20 protein-coding genes are annotated in these 16985 nt (G+C 67.3%); 13 read left to right on the top strand and 7 right to left on the bottom strand.

Features of this window, described 5'->3' with window-relative positions:
* Window positions 1-67: 67 nt before the first annotated feature.
* From DBV14_RS25475 to purM, 5 genes are all read right to left on the bottom strand, one after another.
* The gene (locus DBV14_RS25475; protein WP_124463380.1) at window positions 68-1087 is read right to left on the bottom strand and encodes a GlxA family transcriptional regulator; all 1020 of its coding nucleotides are present in this window, start codon (window positions 1085-1087) and stop codon (window positions 68-70) included.
* Window positions 1036-1680: a DJ-1/PfpI family protein gene (locus DBV14_RS25480; protein WP_124463383.1), complete on the bottom strand. Its 645-nt coding sequence runs from the start codon at window positions 1678-1680 to the stop codon at window positions 1036-1038. The genes DBV14_RS25475 and DBV14_RS25480 overlap by 52 nt, the downstream gene beginning before the upstream one ends.
* A complete protein-coding gene (locus DBV14_RS25485) occupies window positions 1677-2264 on the bottom strand; it encodes a cysteine hydrolase family protein (protein ID WP_124463385.1) in 588 nt (195 codons plus the stop codon). Before DBV14_RS25485 ends, DBV14_RS25480 begins: the two co-directional genes overlap by 4 nt.
* Window positions 2265-2406: 142 nt before the next feature.
* A complete protein-coding gene (locus tag DBV14_RS25490; RefSeq protein WP_124463388.1) occupies window positions 2407-3483 on the bottom strand; it encodes an AI-2E family transporter in 1077 nt (358 codons plus the stop codon).
* Window positions 3484-3532: 49 nt separating this feature from the next.
* The gene (purM, locus tag DBV14_RS25495; protein ID WP_124463391.1) at window positions 3533-4573 is read right to left on the bottom strand and encodes a phosphoribosylformylglycinamidine cyclo-ligase; all 1041 of its coding nucleotides are present in this window, start codon (window positions 4571-4573) and stop codon (window positions 3533-3535) included.
* A gap of 129 nt (window positions 4574-4702) precedes the next feature.
* Between purM and hda the strand changes: the two genes are divergently transcribed.
* From hda to DBV14_RS25520, 5 genes are all read left to right on the top strand, one after another.
* The gene (gene hda, locus DBV14_RS25500) at window positions 4703-5389 is read left to right on the top strand and encodes a DnaA regulatory inactivator Hda (protein ID WP_311732865.1); all 687 of its coding nucleotides are present in this window, start codon (window positions 4703-4705) and stop codon (window positions 5387-5389) included.
* Between the two features lie 27 nt (window positions 5390-5416).
* Entirely contained in the window at window positions 5417-7045 is a 1629-nt protein-coding gene (gene pcnB, locus DBV14_RS25505) for a polynucleotide adenylyltransferase PcnB (RefSeq protein WP_124463395.1), read from the top strand.
* On the top strand, window positions 7042-7722 hold the full coding sequence (folK, locus tag DBV14_RS25510; RefSeq protein WP_124463397.1) for a 2-amino-4-hydroxy-6-hydroxymethyldihydropteridine diphosphokinase: 681 nt from the start codon (window positions 7042-7044) through the stop codon (window positions 7720-7722). Before pcnB ends, folK begins: the two co-directional genes overlap by 4 nt.
* A 174-nt stretch (window positions 7723-7896) precedes the next feature.
* Window positions 7897-8541: a DUF47 domain-containing protein gene (locus DBV14_RS25515; RefSeq protein ID WP_124463399.1), complete on the top strand. Its 645-nt coding sequence runs from the start codon at window positions 7897-7899 to the stop codon at window positions 8539-8541.
* Between the two features lie 14 nt (window positions 8542-8555).
* Window positions 8556-9566 carry an inorganic phosphate transporter gene (locus DBV14_RS25520; RefSeq protein WP_124463401.1) on the top strand — a complete coding sequence of 337 codons (1011 nt, stop codon included), beginning with the start codon at window positions 8556-8558 and terminating at the stop codon, window positions 9564-9566.
* 21 nt (window positions 9567-9587) lie between these two features.
* On the opposite strand, the gene DBV14_RS25525 is transcribed toward DBV14_RS25520, so the two are convergent.
* Both DBV14_RS25525 and DBV14_RS25530 read right to left on the bottom strand, forming a co-directional pair.
* Complete coding sequence (locus DBV14_RS25525; protein WP_124463403.1) at window positions 9588-10034, bottom strand: NINE protein; 447 nt, start codon at window positions 10032-10034, stop codon at window positions 9588-9590.
* On the bottom strand, window positions 10031-10555 hold the full coding sequence (locus tag DBV14_RS25530; protein ID WP_124463405.1) for a GNAT family N-acetyltransferase: 525 nt from the start codon (window positions 10553-10555) through the stop codon (window positions 10031-10033). Before DBV14_RS25530 ends, DBV14_RS25525 begins: the two co-directional genes overlap by 4 nt.
* 204 nt (window positions 10556-10759) lie before the next feature.
* On the opposite strand from DBV14_RS25530, the gene rpsP reads away from it, so the two are divergent.
* From rpsP to DBV14_RS25570, 8 genes are all read left to right on the top strand, one after another.
* Window positions 10760-11023, top strand: a complete 264-nt coding sequence (gene rpsP, locus DBV14_RS25535) for a 30S ribosomal protein S16 (protein WP_013540078.1) — start codon at window positions 10760-10762, stop codon at window positions 11021-11023.
* Window positions 11024-11039: 16 nt separating this feature from the next.
* Window positions 11040-11594 carry a ribosome maturation factor RimM gene (gene rimM, locus DBV14_RS25540; RefSeq protein WP_124463407.1) on the top strand — a complete coding sequence of 185 codons (555 nt, stop codon included), beginning with the start codon at window positions 11040-11042 and terminating at the stop codon, window positions 11592-11594.
* Between the two features lie 34 nt (window positions 11595-11628).
* Window positions 11629-12375 (top strand): tRNA (guanosine(37)-N1)-methyltransferase TrmD, encoded by a 747-nt coding sequence (trmD, locus tag DBV14_RS25545; RefSeq protein WP_124463408.1) that lies wholly within the window; start codon window positions 11629-11631, stop codon window positions 12373-12375.
* Window positions 12376-12485: 110 nt separating this feature from the next.
* Window positions 12486-12863: a 50S ribosomal protein L19 gene (rplS, locus tag DBV14_RS25550; RefSeq protein WP_124463410.1), complete on the top strand. Its 378-nt coding sequence runs from the start codon at window positions 12486-12488 to the stop codon at window positions 12861-12863.
* A gap of 150 nt (window positions 12864-13013) precedes the next feature.
* Window positions 13014-13733: a CoA pyrophosphatase gene (locus tag DBV14_RS25555; RefSeq protein ID WP_124463412.1), complete on the top strand. Its 720-nt coding sequence runs from the start codon at window positions 13014-13016 to the stop codon at window positions 13731-13733.
* 63 nt (window positions 13734-13796) lie between these two features.
* Complete coding sequence (locus DBV14_RS25560; RefSeq protein WP_124463414.1) at window positions 13797-14798, top strand: CobD/CbiB family protein; 1002 nt, start codon at window positions 13797-13799, stop codon at window positions 14796-14798.
* A gap of 22 nt (window positions 14799-14820) precedes the next feature.
* Window positions 14821-15912 carry a histidinol-phosphate transaminase gene (hisC, locus tag DBV14_RS25565; protein WP_124463416.1) on the top strand — a complete coding sequence of 364 codons (1092 nt, stop codon included), beginning with the start codon at window positions 14821-14823 and terminating at the stop codon, window positions 15910-15912.
* Between the two features lie 35 nt (window positions 15913-15947).
* Window positions 15948-16973: a hypothetical protein gene (locus DBV14_RS25570; RefSeq protein ID WP_124463419.1), complete on the top strand. Its 1026-nt coding sequence runs from the start codon at window positions 15948-15950 to the stop codon at window positions 16971-16973.
* Window positions 16974-16985 lie beyond the last annotated feature (12 nt).

Raw genomic sequence — 16985 nt, forward strand, 5'->3', positions numbered from 1 at the left:
GAGGGAAGTACCCGGTGTCCTGTGCACGCGCCAAGAAGCTATCTCCTTCGAACAACCCGAGCCACAGCTAAGTCTTCAAAGGCGCGTTCGCTTCAGACGGCGACCCAGGCAACCCGAACTGGTGCCACGCGCGACGCAGCTGCGTGTCCGAACCGAAGCCCGACAACTCCGCCGCCCGCGTGACGTTCGCGCCCGAAGCCAGCGCGAGTTGTGCCGCCGCCAATCGCAGCCGACGCAAATACGCCAACGGCGCCACGCCCGCATGTTCCACGAACAGCCGCGTCAGATGCCGCGCCGACGTGTGCGCCACCTCCGCCATGCGCGGCACGCTCCAGTCGGCTTGCGGTTGTTCGCTCACCGCGTCCTGTACGCGATGCAGTGCTGCGTGCAGATGGTTCCGGTAGGCGAGAAACGGCGACAGCTCCGGGTCGTGCGGCCCTCGGCGCAACGCCACCACCATCGTTTGCGCCACCTGGGCCGCCAGCGCTTCGCCGCAGATCTCGGCGATGCGATGCAGGATCAGGTCAATGCCCGTCGTGACGCCCGCGCTGCTGTAGAGCGGCGGGTCGATCACGAACACCCGGTTGGCCACCACGTCGCAACGCGGCTCCACCGCGCGCAGTTCTTCCAGGTGATGGTGATGCGTGGTGGCGCGCCGGCCCGCGAGCGCGCCTGCATGGGCGGCCAGCACGGCGCCAGCGCAGACCGTCACCAACTCCAGCCGGCCGCGCTCGAAGCGCAGGCCGCGCAGCCAGTGCAGCAGGTCTTGTGCTTCGGGCGTGTCGGTCGCGATGGCGTTGCCGGGCAGGCCGACCAGCACCACCCAGGCCGGGCCGCCGCTCCACTGCGTCGGCAGCGGTGCCAGCCCGGCGAGGGTGACGCCGACCGAGCTGAGGGAGGTCGGGCGCGGGCTCGCGAACTCGATCGCGAAGCGCTCGGGTTGGCCCATCGCGCGCAGTCGCTGGTTGGCGATGCGCAAGGCCTCGGCGGGGCCGGCCCAGTCGAGCACCAGGCTGTCGGGGAGCAGCGCGAAGACTACGCGGATGGGTGGCTGGTGCTGGTGGTGCTGGTGTTGTTCCGGGTCCATGCGTAGTCCATCTGGCGGGCGGTGCGTTCGGCCAGCTCGCGCCCGGCCAGGCGCTCGACGATGTGCAGGCTCATGTCGATGCCGGCGCTGATCCCGGCCGAACTGACGATGCGGCCGTTGTCGACCCAGCGCACGCCTTCGCGCACGTCGAGTTGCGGAAACTGCGCGCGCAGGTCGGCGATGTCTTCCCAGTGCGTGGTGACCGCATCGCGCGTGACCACGCCGCTTTTCGCGAGCAGGAAGGCGCCGGTGCAGACCGAAGCGACGAGCTGCGCGCCGGCTGCGCTGTCGGCAATCCAGTGCAAGGTGTCGGGGCTGGCCATGGGGGCATCGATCACGCCACCGGGAACGACCAGCACGTCGGCCTTCGGGCTGTCTTGGAGCGTGTGATCGGCCAGCAGGCGCAGGCCGGCACGCGCTTGAACGGGCGAGGTCTGCGCGACCGAGGCGACCTCGAACGGTGCGGCGGCGTCGGGCTGCATTCGCTGGGCGACGCGGCTGGCGGTGGTGAACACCTCGAAGGGGCCGGCGAAGTCGAGGGCCTCGACACCGTCGTAGGCCAGGATCAGTACGCGCAGGCTCTTTGGGCTCATGCCGTCACCGTCCCCGTCCCCGTTGCAGCAGCAGCGCGTTCCAGCGCCTGCGCCACGCTGCAGACGGTCGCGAAGCGGCCGTGGAGCACGGTGGCTGTGCGGGCCTTGATGTCGGCGGCGGCGAGTGGCCGGCCGTCGGGCTGCGTCATGTCGAAGGTCAGCGTGGCGTCGGTCACGTAGTCGACCTCCCAGCCCAGGTCCGAGGCGTGGCGCGTGGTGGTTTCGCAGCATTGCTCGGTGCGGATGCCGCTGACGATCAGCCGGCCGATGCCCTGCTGCGTGAGCCAGATGTCGAGCCCGCTGTTCACCAGCGCGCTGTGGCGGTGCTTGGTGAAGGTGGCCGCGGCCTCGAAATTGGCCAGTCCCTCGATGGGGCGGACGTGGCCCGATTCGACCGCGAAGGGGTTGCTGGCGTCGGAGGGTTCGTCGACGTGGAAGACCCGCACGATCGGCGTGCCGGCGGCGGCGCAGCCTGCGATGAGCGCGTTCTGCGCGGCGAGGTAGGGCGCGGCCTGGCGCTCGTCCCAGTACGGGCGCTGGCGGAACGACGCCTGGGCGTCAATCACAATCAGACAGGTTTTCATGGCGTGGCGGGCTCGCGGGAGCGGGGTGGATGATGCCGCCTATTCTTCTGGGCCGCCAGCCCGCGGTCCGTTCGGGAGCGGACCAGAATCGATCAGATCAGGACATCGCGCCCCGACCCGCCGCCACCTTGCGCCTTAAAGGCTAGACCAGGGCTGCCGCCTGCAGCTCTTTCTTCAGGTAGGCGTAGAACAGCGGCGCCGCCACCAGCCCGGCCGGCCCGAACACCGCCTCGGCGACGAACATCACGGCGAGCAGTTCCCACACGCTCATCTTGGTGCGGCTGCCGACCACCTTGGCGTTGATCACGTATTCGGCCTTGTGGATCAGGATCAGGAACGCCAGGCAGGCCAGCGCGGTGACCGGCGACACCGACAGCGCCACCAGCGTGATCACGGAATTGCAGACCAGGTTGCCCACGATGGGCACCAGCCCGGCCACGAAGGTCAGGGTGATCAGTGCCGGCGTGTAGGGCAGGCTCAGGCCCCACATCGGCATCAGGAACAGCAGGAAGATGGCGGTCAGCAGCGTGTTGAACGCGGCAATCCAGAACTGGGCCGCCACGATCTGGCCGAAGGCCTCGCCGAAGATGGTCACGCGACGGTGCAGTTGCTCGGCCAGCGGTCGGCGCTGGGCCGGCGCCGGGGCAATGGCGGCCAGCCCGCCGACGATCAGGCCCACGTAGGCGAACAGCAGCGCGCCCAGCCAGGCGCGGCCCGCCATGGCCAGCGAACCGGCCTGCGCGCGCAGGTAGTTGGCCACCACGCGCTGTACTTCGGCGGCGCCTTCGGGCAAGAACACGGCAATGTCGGGCGGCAGCTTCAGGCGCAGTTCGAGCACCGTGCGGGCCGTGAAATCGAGCAGTTCGCGGTACTGGTCGGGTGCGTCGATGATGTATTCGCGTGCCTGCGACAGCCCGACGGTCACCAGCGCGATCGGTCCCACCAGCACCAGCACGAACGCCAGCACGCCGGCCAGCCCGTGGGCCCGGCTGCGCAGGAACCTGGAGCGCGACAAGAGCCGCTCCAGCTGGCGGGCGAACCAGCGCGTGGCAAGAAAGCCGATGCAAACGCACAGCAGGCCCGGCAGCAGGTGCTGCCACATCACCAGCAGCAGCGCGGCCGGCATCAGCAGGTAGCTGGCCAGCACCACGTTTCGGGAGGCGGCCTGGGGCCGGACGGTGACGGGAGCGTCGGGAGCAGCAGGCAGCGGCTTTGCCATCCGGGTTCGAGGGCTTTGCTTGATGGGGAAGGGTGGGCGCGGGTGCCGGTCAGCCGACGACCACGGCAGCGCCGTCGCCGCGCGCGGCGATCACGCCGATCTCGTGCACCTTTTCGCCGGCGGCGCGCAGGGTGGCGGCGCAGGCGGCGGCTTCGGCTGCGTCGAGGACCACGACCATGCCGATGCCGTTGTTGAAGGTGCGGTTCATTTCGATGTCGTCGATGCCGGCCACCTTCTGCAGCCAGGCGAACAGCTCGGTCTGCGGCCAACTGCCCTTCTTGAGGTGGGCGGCCGTGCCTTCGGGCAGCACGCGCGGAATGTTCTCGAGCAGGCCGCCACCGGTGATGTGGGCCAGCGCCTTGATCGGGTGCTTGGCCAGGGCTTCGAGCACCGGCTTCACGTACAGGTGGGTGGGCTCCATCACGGCTTCGCGGAAGGGCTTGCCGTCGAGGGTGGCGGGCAGGTCGGCGCCTGCGCGTTCGATCACCTTGCGCACCAGGCTGAAGCCGTTGGAATGCACGCCGGCCGAGGCCAGGCCCAGCACCACGTCGCCGGGCTTGACGTTCTGGCCAGTGAGAATTTTTGCTTTTTCGACCGCGCCGACCGCAAAGCCGGCCAGGTCGTATTCGCCGGCCGGGTACATGCCGGGCATTTCAGCGGTTTCGCCGCCGATGAGCGCGCAGCCCGAGAGCTCGCAGCCGCGGGCGATGCCGCCGATCACCGCGGCGGCGGTGTCCACGTCCAGCTTGCCGCAGGCGAAATAGTCGAGAAAGAACAGGGGCTCGGCGCCTTGCACCAGCACGTCGTTGACGCTCATGGCCACCAGGTCGATGCCGACGGTGTCGTGCATGTTCCATTCGAAAGCCAGCTTGAGCTTGGTGCCCACGCCGTCGGTGCCGCTCACCAGGACCGGTTCCTTGTAGCGCTTGGGCACCTCGAACAGGGCGCCGAAACCGCCGATGCCGGCCAGCACGCCTTCGCGCAGGGTCTTCTTGGCCAGCGGCTTGATGCGGTCGATCAGGGCGTCTCCGGCATCGATATCGACACCGGCGTCCTTGTAGCTGAGCGGGGTAGGCGTGGGGGAAGTCATGGGCGGTCGGGGTCGAGAAGGGGGCGAACAGAGGGCGAAGGGGCGGCGCCGGTAACCGAGGCGGCCGGGCCGATAGAATTCCTCACGATTTTAAGGGCCCCAGCGGCCCCCTCCATGAACCTTCCCGGGATGAAACAGCTCGCGCTCGATATCGGCATTGCGACGGGCCCCAGCTTCGACGCCTTTTTTGCCGGCCCCAACGAGGCGGCACTGCGACACCTGCAACTGTGGGCGGGCAGCGCCGGCAGCCCTGTGCTGCACTCGCCGGTGCCGACCTATCTTTGGGGCGAAAGCGGCAGTGGCAAGACCCATCTGCTCGAATCGGTGCGTGTCGCACTGCGCGAGCAGGGCGCCAGCGTGGGCTGGCTCCACGCCGGCCTGCTGGAGCCTCCTGAGTTCGACGAGCGCTGGGGCGCCGTCCTGCTCGACGACGTGCACCTCTACACCGCCGTGCAACAGCACGCGGCCTTCAACTGGTTCGTCAACGCCCAGACGCTGCAGCGCGGCGTGGTGGGCGCGGGCGCCTTGCCGCCGGCCGACCTGCCGCTGCGCGAAGACCTGCGCACCCGCCTCGGCTGGGGCCATGTCTTCCATCTGCAGGTGCTGAGCGAAAGCGAACGCCGCGCGGTGCTGCGCCAGGCCGCCGATGCGCGCGGCGTGATGCTGTCCGACGACGTGCTCGACTACATGCTGCACCGTTTCAGCCGCGACCTCGGCAGCCTGATGGAGCTGCTCACGCAGCTCGACGGCTATGCCTTGCAGACGCAACGCGCGATCACCATTCCGTTGATCCGCTCCATGCTCGAGAACGAATAAAAGAGCGAACAAGGCTTCCAACCAACAATGATCAAGAAATTCATCGACAAGCTGCTCGGCAAGACCGCCGGCGGCACGCAGGGCAAGAGCCGCTTCGGCAAGCGCCAGGAGGTGCCGGCAGAGGTTCACAAGATCGATCCGGCCCTGGTCGACGAACGTGCGAAGAACGTGGTCACGACGCTGCAGCAGGCGGGCTACGAGGCTTACGTGGTGGGCGGCGCGGTGCGCGACCTGCTGCTGGGGCTGCGCCCGAAAGATTTCGACGTGGCCACCAATGCCACGCCCGAGCAGGTCAAGTCGCTGTTTCGCCGCGCCTTCATCATCGGCCGGCGTTTTCGCATCGTGCACGTGGTGTACGGCCGTGGCCGCGAGCATGAAGTGATCGAGGTCTCGACCTTCCGCGCCTACATGGACAACGCCGCCGCCGAGCAGGTGGCCGGCAACGAGCGCACCAGCAAGGGCGAGCTGGCCAGCATGAAGCACGCCGTCGATGCCAGCGGCCGCGTGCTGCGCGACAACGTCTGGGGCCCGCAGGAAGAAGACGCGGCGCGCCGCGACTTCACCGTCAACGCCATGTACTACGACCCGGCCAACCAGGTGGTGGTCGACTATCACAACGGCATCAAGGACGCCCAGAAGCTCACGCTGCGCATGATCGGCGACCCGGCCACGCGCTACCGCGAAGACCCGGTGCGCATCATTCGCGCCATTCGCTTCTCGGCCAAGCTCGCGGCCCTCGGCTTCAAGATGGAAGCCAAGACGGCGGCGCCGCTGATCGAATCGAGCAAGCTGCTGGCCGATGTGCCGCAGAGTCGCCTGTTCGACGAAATGCTCAAGTTGTTGCAGACCGGCCATGCCATTGCCACGGTCGAGCAGCTGAACAAGCTCGGGCTGGCCAAGGGCATCTACCCGCTGCTCGACGTGGTGGTGGAGCGTGCCGACCAGCCCTTCGTGAAGGCCGCCCTGCAAGACACCGATCGCCGCGTGGGCGAGGGCAAGCCGGTGGCGCCGAGCTTCCTGCTGGCCTGCGTGCTGTGGGCCGACGTGCGCGACGGCTGGGCCCAGCGCCAGGAAGGCCAGCGCGGCCAGCGTCCGCAGGCGCCGTTCCCGGCACTGCAGGACGCCATCGACGACGTGTTCAATTCACGCATCGGCGACGTGTCGGGCCGCGGCAAGCTGGCCGCCGACATGCGCGAGATCTGGATGATGCAGCCGCGCTTCGACAAGCGCACCGGCTCCACGCCCTACAGCCTGGTCGAGCAGGCGCGCTTTCGCGCCGCCTTCGACTTCATGCGGCTGCGTGCCGACGTGGGCGAGGTCGGCGAAGCCATTGCCGAATGGTGGCAGGAGTTCAGCACGGCGGACGACCTGCGCCGCCAGGACTTGCTGGAGCAGGTACGCGAAGAACAGAAGGTGCGCCAGCGCGTGCGGGTGCGCGACCCCGCGCCGGCACCCGCACCGGCCAGGGCTCGCCACGAGCCGGCCCCCCGCCGTAACGACGATGCCGAGTCGGACGACGAGGTTGAAGTCGAAGCCGGCGCCGTGCCGCCCGATGGCGAGGTCGCAGCGCCGCGCAAGCGCCGGCGCCGCCGCAAGCCGCGTCCCGCGGGCGGTAGTGGCGGTGGCGAGGGTGGCGGCAACGCTGCGGGCGAATGAGCACGCCTGACCGGCCGAAGGACGGCAAGAAGAGCCCCGCGGCCAAGACAACTGCGGCCAAGGCAACCGCCGGCAAGAAGCCCGCGGCGCCTCGCGCTGGCGGCGCCGGCAGCAAGCCCGCCTCGTCGTCGGCCGGTGCCAGGAGCGGCCCGCCCGCGCGCCGCGCGCCCGCCGGTGCCCCGGTGCGCCGCCCACGCGGTCCGCGTGAGGACTACCCGACCGTGCAGGCCTTCGTCGCCATCGGGGCCAACCTGGGCGATGCCGAGGCGGCCGTGAAGGCCGCCATGGCCGCCATCGGTGCGCTGCAGCGCACCCAGGTCACGGCGCGCTCGTCGCTCTATCGCAGCGAGCCGGTGGGCGCTGAAGGCCCCGACTTCATCAATGCCGTGGTGGCCGTGCGCACCGGCCTGGATGCCGAGCAGTTTCTCGTGGCGTTGCAACGCCTGGAGACGCTGGCCGGCCGCGAGCGGCCCTTTCCCAATGCGCCGCGAACGCTCGACCTCGACCTGCTGATGCACGGCAATTCGGTGATCGACACGCCGGCGCTGACCCTGCCGCACCCCCGCATGCGCGAGCGCGCCTTCGTGCTGAAGCCGCTTGCCGAAATTGCGCCCGACAAGGTGCCGCGTGCGGCTCTGGCCCGCGTCACGGGCCAGGTGGTCAAGCGCATCGTCTGACGACGCAGAGGCCGTCGGCACCAGCCGGCGCCGCGCTTGCCGGCCCGAATTTCGGGCCTTTCAACGGCTTTGAAAACCCGGTCCGGCCGGACCGGACTCGCGCGCCCGTTAAACTTCGCCGGTTTTTTCATGAAGGCGTCATGAAATTGTGATTGGCGCACCCCAGGAGTTTCCATGTTCGGCAAGCTGCTGCCCCGCGAGGGCAATTTCTTCGAGATGTTCAACCAGCACGCCGAGCGCATCGTGGAGGCGGCCAGGGCGTTCGAGCAACTGGTCGCCAACTACAGCGACGTGCACCTGCGCGAGCAGTACAACCGCGATGTCGACAACGCCGAGCGCGCGGCCGACCGCGTGACGCACGACGTCAACCGGCTGATCCACAAGACCTTCATCACGCCCATCGACCGCGAGCAGATCCACAAGCTCATCAACACGATGGACGACGTGGCCGACCTGATCCAGGACTCGGCGGAAACCATGGCGCTGTACGACGTGCGCCACATGACCGACGAGATCGTGCGCCTCACGGCCCTGAGCGTGAAGTGCTGCGACCGGCTGAAGGACGCCGTCAAGTTTCTCGGCAAGATCGCCGACCCGGCGGTGGCCGAGGCGGTGCTCAAGACCTGCGAGGAAATCGACCGCCTCGAATCCGATGCCGACCGCGTGATGCGCAGCGCCATGAGCAAGCTGTTCCGCGAGGAGCCTGATGTGCGCGAGGTGATCAAGCTCAAGGCGATCTACGAACTGCTCGAGACGATCACCGACAAGTGCGAGGACGTGGCCAATGTCATCGAGGGCATCGTCCTCGAGAACTCCTGAGCGGGTAGCGACTGATGGAAACGGTTCAGGTCGCCCTTTGGGTGGTGATAGTGCTGGTCGCGCTGGCGATCCTGTTCGACTTCATGAACGGGTTCCACGACGCCGCCAATTCGATCGCAACGGTGGTTTCCACCGGCGTGCTCAAGCCCGGGCAGGCCGTGGTGTTCGCCGCCTTCTTCAACCTGATTGCGATCTTCATCTTTCACCTGAGCGTGGCGGCCACTGTGGGCAAGGGCATTGCCCATCCCGGCGTGGTCGATGTGCATGTGGTGTTCGGTGCGCTCATTGGCGCCATCAGCTGGAACCTCGTGACCTGGTACTACGGCATTCCGAGCAGTTCCTCGCATGCGCTGATCGGCGGCATCGTGGGCGCTGTGATCGCAAAGACGGGCACGAGCGGGTTGGTGGCCTCGGGCATCTGGAAGACGGTGGCCTTCATCTTCGTGTCGCCGCTGCTGGGCTTCCTGCTGGGCTCGATGATGATGGTCGTGGTGGCCTGGGGCTTCCGGCGTGCCACGCCTTCGCGCGTCGACCGCTGGTTCCGGCGGCTGCAGCTGGTTTCGGCCGGTGCCTACAGCCTGGGCCACGGCGGCAATGATGCGCAGAAGACCATCGGCATCATCTGGATGCTGCTCATTGCAACCGGCTACGCCTCGGCTGCTGACGCGGCGCCGCCGAGCTGGGTCATCATCAGCTGCTACGCCGCGATTGCGCTGGGCACCATGTTCGGCGGCTGGCGCATCGTGAAGACGATGGGCCAGAAAATCACCAAGCTCAAGCCCGTCGGCGGTTTCTGCGCCGAGACGGGCGGCGCGCTGACGCTGTTCCTGGCGACGGCGCTGGGCATTCCGGTGTCGACCACCCACACCATCACCGGGGCCATCGTCGGCGTGGGGGCCACGCAGCGCGCGAGTGCGGTGCGCTGGGGCGTGGCGGGCAACATCGTGTGGGCGTGGATCTTCACGATCCCGGCCTCGGCCTTCGTGGCCGCGATCGCCTACTGGATCAGCATGCAGCTGTTCTGAGGCCTGGGCGCCCGCCGAGGCTTACTGCGAGATCTTCCGGCCTTCTTCGATCTGGTGCTCGAAGTAGCGCTGGAAGCTGAACACGATGCTGGCCATCAGGATCGTGCTGCCGAAGAAAAGCGACAGCACCACGGCGCCGATGGTGAACCAGTTCGTCTGCCCCGGTTTTGCATCCGCCGGTGCGGCCGTGTTGAAGCGCGCATTCCACTTCTCCGGCGTCATGAGGCCATAGACGATGGCCATCAGCGCGCAGCCCGCGATGGTGAAGCCCAGCAGCGGAATCAGCGCCCAGCTCAGGCCGTCGTCCACGCCGTACATGCGCACGCGCTCGATGCCGTAGATGCCCAGTGCCGTGGGAATGGGCAGCAGCCAGCCGAGCCAGTCGCCCATGCCGCGCAGGTAGAAGCGGTGCAGCCCGAACGGGCCGCCCAGGAAGGAAAGCCAGGCTGCGGTAGTTTTGTTTTTCATTCGGGTTTTGTCGTGCTGCCTTCGCCAAGCACCTTTTCCATCAGGACCACGTCGCGCCATTCTCCGAATTTCCAGCCGCAATCCTTCAGTACACCTACGTGAGTGAAGCCCTGGCTGCGGTGCACGCCGACCGAGCCGGCGTTGGCCGAATCGCCGATCACCGCGATGAGCTTGCGAACCCCGACGGCTTCGGCGGCCTGCGAGAGCGATGCCAGCAGCTTGGCACCCAGACCCTTGCCGCGTGCTGACTCCGACATGTAGATCGAGTCTTCGGCCGAAAAACGATAGGCCGGGCGCGGCTTGAACCAGTTGCAGTAGGCAAATCCCAGCACCTGGCCATCTTCTTCCGCGACCAGGTAGGGCAGGTTCTTGCCGAGCACGTCGGCGCGGCGGGCGGCCATGTCGGCGGCGGAGGGCGCCTCGGTCTCGAAAGTGCCCGTGCCGTGCTGCACGTGGTGGGCGTAGATGGCCGTGATGGCTGCAACGTCTTCGTCGCGGCTGGGGCGGATGGTGAGGGGCATGCGGTGGAAGAAAAGAGACGGAAGGAGACGAAAAAAGACGGCGCGGGGCCGAAAATTCGGAGAAATCGCCGAGCGGGCTATAATCGCAGGCTTTTCAGCGTGTCGCTGGCCGGGTGGCCATGTCGCGTGTCTCGACGCTGGAAGAACATTGTGAGCGGGCCTCTTTCTCATCCAACTGGCTCGCTGACCACCCAAGGATAAATCATGGTCGTCATTCGACTTTCCCGCGGCGGCTCCAAAGGCCGTCCTTTCTTCAACATCGTCGTGTCGGACAAGCGTGTTCGCCGCGATGGCCGTTTCATCGAGCGCCTGGGTTTCTACAACCCGACCGCCAAGGAAAACGAAGAAAGCATCCGCATTGCTCAAGACCGCCTGACCTACTGGAAGAGCGTTGGCGCGCAAGCCTCGCCCACGGTCCTGCGCCTGATCAAGCAAGCTGCAGCCGCAGCCCCCAAGGCGGCGGCCTAAGCCGTCCAGCACGGCGATGTTGCCGACACTCGAAGCCGCCGAATTGCCGGCGGATGCGATCGAGGTGGGGCGCATCGCCGATGCATGGGGCATCAAGGGCTGGTTCAAGGTCCTGCCCCACAGCGCCCAACCCGAGGCGCTTTTTTCTTCCAAGCGCTGGTTCCTGCAGGCTCCCGGAGCTGCTGCGAACACCGCTTTCCGGCTCGCGATCCGCGAAGCCAAAGAACATTCCGACAGCATCGTCGCTTCGTCCGAAGACGTGCCTGACCGCAATGCGGCCGAGGCTCTGCGCGGCGCGCGCATCTTCGTGCCGCGCTCGAGCTTTCCCACGGCCAGCGTCGACGAGTACTACTGGGTCGACCTGATCGGCCTGTCGGTCGTCAACCGCGAAGGCGTGGTGCTCGGCACCGTGCGCGAGTTGCTCGCCACCGGCCCGCAGACCACGCTGGTGCTGGCGGCCGAAGAAGACGGCAAGGCCATCGAACGCATGGTGCCCTTCGTCTCGGTCTTCGTCGACAAGGTCGACCTGCCCGGCCGGCTCATCACGGTCGACTGGCAACCCGATTACTGATTCCGCCCCAAAGGGCATTAAGGGCATTGCGCGCATGCGCTTCGACGTCCTCACGCTGTTTCCCGAACTGTTCGCGCCTTTCATGGCCAGCGGCGTGACGCGCCGTGCCTACGAATCGAAGCAGGTCGAGGTCGTGCTGTGGAATCCGCGCGATTTTGCGCAGGGCAACTACAAGCGCGTGGACGACCGTCCCTTCGGCGGCGGCCCCGGCATGGTCATGATGGCCGAGCCGCTCACCGCTTGTCTCGATGCGGCGTTGGCCGCGCGCGGGGCGCAGGCGCCGGTCGTGCTGTTTTCGCCCATCGGCGAGGCGCTGCGCCACGAGGCGGTCGAAAAGTGGTCGGCCAGCGAGGGCGCGGTGCTGGTGTGCGGCCGCTATGAAGGCATCGACCAGCGCTTCATCGACGCGCGCGTCACCCACCAGATCAGCCTTGGCGATTTCGTGCTCTCCGGCGGCGAGATCGCCGCCATGGCGCTGCTCGATGCCGTGGCCCGGCTGCAGCCCGGCGTGCTCGGCGACGAGGCCAGTCACGTACAAGACAGCTTCAATCCCGCGCTCGACGGCCTGCTCGATTGCCCGCACTACACGCGACCCGAGCAGTGGAACGGGCAGGGCGTTCCAGCGCCGCTGCTCTCGGGCCACCACGCGCAGATCGAGCGCTGGCGCCGCGACCAACGGCTGGCCATGACGGCCGCCCGGCGCCCCGACCTCATCGACGCAGCCCGTGCTGCCGGCCGCCTGGACAAGGCCGATGAGACGGCGCTGAAAAAAAAGCTATAATCTCGGGCTCCCCGATCCTCTGCCCGGCCGCGCCTGGCCTTTTTCCACCCCGGTGGTCAAAACCAACGGCGCCTTTTGTGTAGCCCGACACGATCGAATATCAGGAAATCATGAACCTCATCGAAACCCTCGAGCAGGAAGAAATCGCCCGCCTCGGCAAGAAGATCCCCGATTTCATGCCCGGTGACACGGTCATCGTCAGCGTGAGCGTCGTCGAAGGCACCCGCAAGCGCGTGCAGGCCTACGAAGGCGTCGTGATCGCCAAGCGCAACCGTGGCCTCAACAGCGGCTTCACCGTGCGCAAGATCTCCAGCGGCGAAGGCGTGGAGCGTACGTTCCAGACCTACAGCCCGCTGATCGCCGGCATCGAAGTCAAGCGTCGTGGCGATGTGCGCCGCGCCAAGCTGTACTACCTGCGCGAACGCAGCGGTCGTTCGGCACGCATCAAGGAAAAGCTGCCGAGCAAGTCGACGGCTGCTGCAAAGTAAGCAGCCTGCCTGTCGTGCAAGAAAAGCCGCCGCTCTGGCGGCTTTTTGCATTGGTGCTTCGCACAAAAGACAGCGTCACTTTTTTACGCTCTACTCCCTCTACCCCCTGAACGGCCAACGCATCTCTTGACCACATCCTCCGCCCCCACCATGCAATCCGTGCCCCTCGAACCCGTCAATGCCGTGGTCCCGCCCACGCTGCTGCAGTTCGATCCGCGCGAGGCGCCCTGGGTGGACGGCAGCGATGGTCTGCCGGCGGTGTCGCCCACGCAACTGGCGGCGCAGGCGCTGCGTGCACGCTTTGCCACGCCTCCGGAGTGGACGCCCGAGCTGCGCCGCGAACCGCGAATGATCGACCGTGCGCCGGCGCAAGCGGCCGTGCTGGTGCCGATCGTGCAACGCCCGCAGGGGGCGACCGTGCTGCTGACCGAGCGCACCACGCACCTGTCGAACCATTCGGGGCAGGTGGCGTTTCCGGGTGGCCGCGTCGACCCCGAAGACGCCAACATCGCCGCCGCCGCATTGCGCGAGGCATGGGAAGAGGTGGGCCTTTCGGCGCAGTTCATCGAGGTGCTGGGCAGCCTTCCGACCTACACCACGGTGACCTCGTTCATCGTCACGCCCGTGGTCGCGCTGGTGCGGCCCGACTTCGAGCTCACCATCAACCCCTATGAAGTGGCGCAGGCCTTCGAGGTGCCGCTGGCCTGGTTGATGGACCCCGCCAACCATCGCCGCCATGCCGTGAGCGCCACCGACGGCCGCAAGCGCGAGTGGTATTCCATGCCCTACCAGGACGGACCCGACGAGCGCTTCGTGTGGGGTGCGACCGCCGGCATGCTGCGCAATCTCTATCGTTTCCTCGCCGCTTGAACCGGGCCTGATTCAGGCTTGAATTCGGCCTGAACCTTCAGGCTCTCTCGCTATCATCGAAGGATGAGCTTCTTTGCCATCCTGTGCGCGTTGCTGATCGAGCAGGTGCGCCCGCTGGGCCCGCGCAACCCCGTGTACGGCAGTGTTCTGGCGTGGACGCGCTGGACCAGCCGCAACTTCGACGCGGGCAAGCCGCATCACGGATGGATTGCGTGGGGGCTCGCCGTGTTCCTGCCCACGCTCGTGGCGCTGGGTGTGCACTGGCTGCTGGTGCTCACGCTGGGCCTGCCGTTCGCGGTGCTATGGAGCATTGCGGTGCTCTACGTCACGCTGGGCTTTCGGCAATTCAGCCATCACTTCACCGACATCCGTGATGCGCTCGACGAAGGCGATGAGCCGCTTGCGCGCTCGCTGCTCGCGCACTGGCAGGGCGTCGATGCGGCGGACCTGCCGCGCAGCGAAATCGTGCGCCACGTCATCGAGCATTCGGTCATCGCGGCGCATCGCCATGTGTTCGGCGTGCTGGCCTGGTTCTCGGTGATCGCGGCCATCGGCCTCGGGCCGGCGGGCGCGGTGTTCTATCGCATGAGCGAATTCGTCTCGCGCTACTGGGCCCACAAGAACGGCGCCGCGGTGCAGCCCTCGAGCGAGTCGGTGCAGCAAGCCGCCGACAGCGCCTGGCACGCCATCGACTGGCTGCCCGCGCGCATCACGGCGCTGGGCTTTGCCGTGGTCGGCAGTTTCGAAGAAGCGATCGACTGCTGGCGCAACGACGCGCGGCGTTTCCCGAACGAGAACGACGGCGTGATCCTGGCGGCCACCTCCGGCGCGGTGAATGTGCGCCTGGGCGGCGGCTCGCTGAGCCCCATCCCGACGCTCGACCCTTTGTCGCGCGCCCAGGCCGGTGAATCCATCGCCGATGGCCGGCCGCCGGACAGCGGCAGCACGCCGGGGCGCGAGCCCGAGCCCGGCCATCTGCGCAGCGTGGTCGGGCTGGTCTGGCGCTCGGTCGTGATGTGGATGGTGCTGCTGGCCTTGCTCACCCTCGCTCGCCTGCTCGGCTGAGCGGCAAGCGCAGGGGAACGCCATGTCCGACAACACCACCGCAGTGCCGGTCTTCTGGAGTCCGCGCATCGGCGCGCTCGAACCGTACGTGCCCGGCGAGCAGCCGCGCATCGCAAACCTCGTCAAGCTCAACACCAACGAGAACCCGTACCCGCCGTCGCCGGACGCCGTCGAAGCGATCCAGCGCGCGGCCGCGAACGGCCTCGAGCGCTACCCCGATCCCACGTCGCTCGCGCTGCGTGAAGCCGTGGCCCGCCGGCATGGCCTGCAGGCCGACCAGGTCTTCGCGGGCAACGGTTCCGACGAAGTGCTCGCGCACGCCTTCTTCGCTTTCTTCCAGCAGGCCGAGCCGCTGCTGATGCCCGACGTCAGCTACAGCTTCTACAAGGTCTACGCCCAGCTCTACGGCATCGCCTGCGAACTGCAGCCGGTCGACGAGGGCTTGCGCATCGATGTCGATGGCCTCGCGGCCAGGGCCCGGTCGGGCTGCGGCGGCATCGTGCTCGCGAATCCGAACGCGCCCACCGGCATCGGCCTGCCGTTGCCGCGCATCGAGCAATTGCTCCAGGCTTGCCCCGACCGCGTGGTGCTGGTCGACGAGGCCTATGTCGATTTCGGCGGCCAGAGCGCATTGCCGCTGATCGGCAAGTACCCGAACCTGCTGGTGGTACACACCCTGTCCAAGTCGTTCGCGCTGGCCGGCCTGCGGGTCGGTTTTGCCTGCGGTCAGGCGCACCTGATCGATGCGCTGGTGCGCGTCAAGGACAGCTTCAATTCGTACCCGCTCGACAGGCTGGCCTCGGCCGGCGCCGTGGCGGCGCTTGGCGACGAGGCGTGGTTCAAGACCACCTGCGACAAGATCGCCGACACCCGCGAGGGGCTCAGCCTGCAACTCGAAGACCTGGGTTTCGAAGTGCTGCCCTCTCAAGCCAATTTCGTGTTTGCGCGGCATCCTCGGCGCGACGCGGCCGAGTTGGCGGCGCTGCTGCGCGAGCGCGCGGTGCTGGTGCGCCATTTCAAGCAGCCGCGCATTGCGGAGTACCTGCGCATCAGCATCGGCACGCGCGAACAATGCAGCGTGCTGGTGCGGTGCCTGCAGGAAATTCTTGCCTGAAACCCTTGCCTGAAATCCTCTAGGGAAGCTTGTCGATGTCGACCATTCACACCGATCCGCGCGCCGTGGCGTGCGCAGCCTTCTGGCAAGCCTTGAGCGAACGGCTCGAGAGCCTGGGTGCCCTGTCGGGCCACGAACTGGTAGGGGCGCTGAACGAGCTGCTGCAGCCCTTCTTTCCGAATCTGGCCGCCGAAGTGCTGGGCGATCCGCCGGCCTTCACGCTGGTGCTGACGGCGCATGGCGCCGAAGACGATTTCGAGGACCTCATGGCGCTGGTGCAAAGCGCGCCCGCGTTGCCCCAGGTGCGAGTGGAGGCCTTCCGGCAGCGCATGCGCGAAGGTTTCAGCATGCGCATGAACGACTTCGAACTCGCCTGCTCGGACGTTCTCGTGAAGCACGAGCCCTACAGGGGGCAGGTGGCGCTGGAACTCGGCTTTGCCAAGCCCATTCCGATGGACATGCAGGACCACGCGCGCCACATGAGCCTGATCATGCTTGACCACATCCTGGGCGAGTACGACTTTGCCGTGAAGGTCGGGCCTGTCGATCATGCAGAGGCCGATGCGCAGGCCGATTTCGATGGCGTGCCGCTCGATGAATTCGTGCCTCTGTTCGACGCATGCTGGCGCGAGGATCTTGGCCACACCGGCGTGTTCCCCGCTGGCGAGCATGACTGGTCGGGCCTGACCGCCACGCGCGAGGCCGAGGACGGCAGCGAGGTCGAGGCGGTGGTCATGCGCAACGACGCCGCGAATGCGCTGCTCGGGCGTGCGGACCTGGGGCATCGGCTTTCGGCCGCCATTCCCGTCGAATCGGGTGAAGAGCTGGACGAGGCGCGCGTCTACGAAGACCGGCTCACCGCGCTGCTGCAGACGCACGGCGAGGGCTGCTGCACGCACGTCGTGCTCGAAGAGGGCGTTCGCACCGTCCACTTCCATGTGGCCAGCCCGGAGGCTGCCATTGCGCATGCGCAATCGCTTCAGGAAGAGTCGGAGTTGCCGGTCACGCTGGCCCTTGCCTTCGATCCGACCTGGAAGTCGTACCGCACCTGGTTGGCCTGAGCGCGGCCGGCC

The sequence above is a fragment of the Variovorax sp. KBW07 genome, from assembly GCF_003852515.1.
In the GTDB taxonomy this organism is placed as follows: Bacteria; Pseudomonadota; Gammaproteobacteria; order Burkholderiales; family Burkholderiaceae_C; genus Variovorax.

Bases quoted from the DNA above. Each gene is read 5' to 3' on its own strand.
- hda (WP_311732865.1), top strand. From the start codon at position 4,703: ATGAAACAGCTCGCGCTCGATATCGGCATTGCGACGGGCCCCAGCTTC.
- DBV14_RS25475 (WP_124463380.1), bottom strand. From the start codon at position 1,087: ATGGACCCGGAACAACACCAGCACCACCAGCACCAGCCACCCATCCGC.
- DBV14_RS25490 (WP_124463388.1), bottom strand. From the start codon at position 3,483: ATGGCAAAGCCGCTGCCTGCTGCTCCCGACGCTCCCGTCACCGTCCGG.
- rplS (WP_124463410.1), top strand. From the start codon at position 12,486: ATGAACCTCATCGAAACCCTCGAGCAGGAAGAAATCGCCCGCCTCGGC.
- purM (WP_124463391.1), bottom strand. From the start codon at position 4,573: ATGACTTCCCCCACGCCTACCCCGCTCAGCTACAAGGACGCCGGTGTC.
- folK (WP_124463397.1), top strand. From the start codon at position 7,042: ATGAGCACGCCTGACCGGCCGAAGGACGGCAAGAAGAGCCCCGCGGCC.
- DBV14_RS25560 (WP_124463414.1), top strand. From the start codon at position 13,797: ATGAGCTTCTTTGCCATCCTGTGCGCGTTGCTGATCGAGCAGGTGCGC.
- DBV14_RS25570 (WP_124463419.1), top strand. From the start codon at position 15,948: ATGTCGACCATTCACACCGATCCGCGCGCCGTGGCGTGCGCAGCCTTC.
- DBV14_RS25555 (WP_124463412.1), top strand. From the start codon at position 13,014: ATGCAATCCGTGCCCCTCGAACCCGTCAATGCCGTGGTCCCGCCCACG.
- hisC (WP_124463416.1), top strand. From the start codon at position 14,821: ATGTCCGACAACACCACCGCAGTGCCGGTCTTCTGGAGTCCGCGCATC.
- pcnB (WP_124463395.1), top strand. From the start codon at position 5,417: ATGATCAAGAAATTCATCGACAAGCTGCTCGGCAAGACCGCCGGCGGC.
- rimM (WP_124463407.1), top strand. From the start codon at position 11,040: ATGTTGCCGACACTCGAAGCCGCCGAATTGCCGGCGGATGCGATCGAG.
- DBV14_RS25520 (WP_124463401.1), top strand. From the start codon at position 8,556: ATGGAAACGGTTCAGGTCGCCCTTTGGGTGGTGATAGTGCTGGTCGCG.
- rpsP (WP_013540078.1), top strand. From the start codon at position 10,760: ATGGTCGTCATTCGACTTTCCCGCGGCGGCTCCAAAGGCCGTCCTTTC.
- DBV14_RS25530 (WP_124463405.1), bottom strand. From the start codon at position 10,555: ATGCCCCTCACCATCCGCCCCAGCCGCGACGAAGACGTTGCAGCCATC.
- DBV14_RS25515 (WP_124463399.1), top strand. From the start codon at position 7,897: ATGTTCGGCAAGCTGCTGCCCCGCGAGGGCAATTTCTTCGAGATGTTC.
- trmD (WP_124463408.1), top strand. From the start codon at position 11,629: ATGCGCTTCGACGTCCTCACGCTGTTTCCCGAACTGTTCGCGCCTTTC.
- DBV14_RS25485 (WP_124463385.1), bottom strand. From the start codon at position 2,264: ATGAAAACCTGTCTGATTGTGATTGACGCCCAGGCGTCGTTCCGCCAG.
- DBV14_RS25480 (WP_124463383.1), bottom strand. From the start codon at position 1,680: ATGAGCCCAAAGAGCCTGCGCGTACTGATCCTGGCCTACGACGGTGTC.
- DBV14_RS25525 (WP_124463403.1), bottom strand. From the start codon at position 10,034: ATGAAAAACAAAACTACCGCAGCCTGGCTTTCCTTCCTGGGCGGCCCG.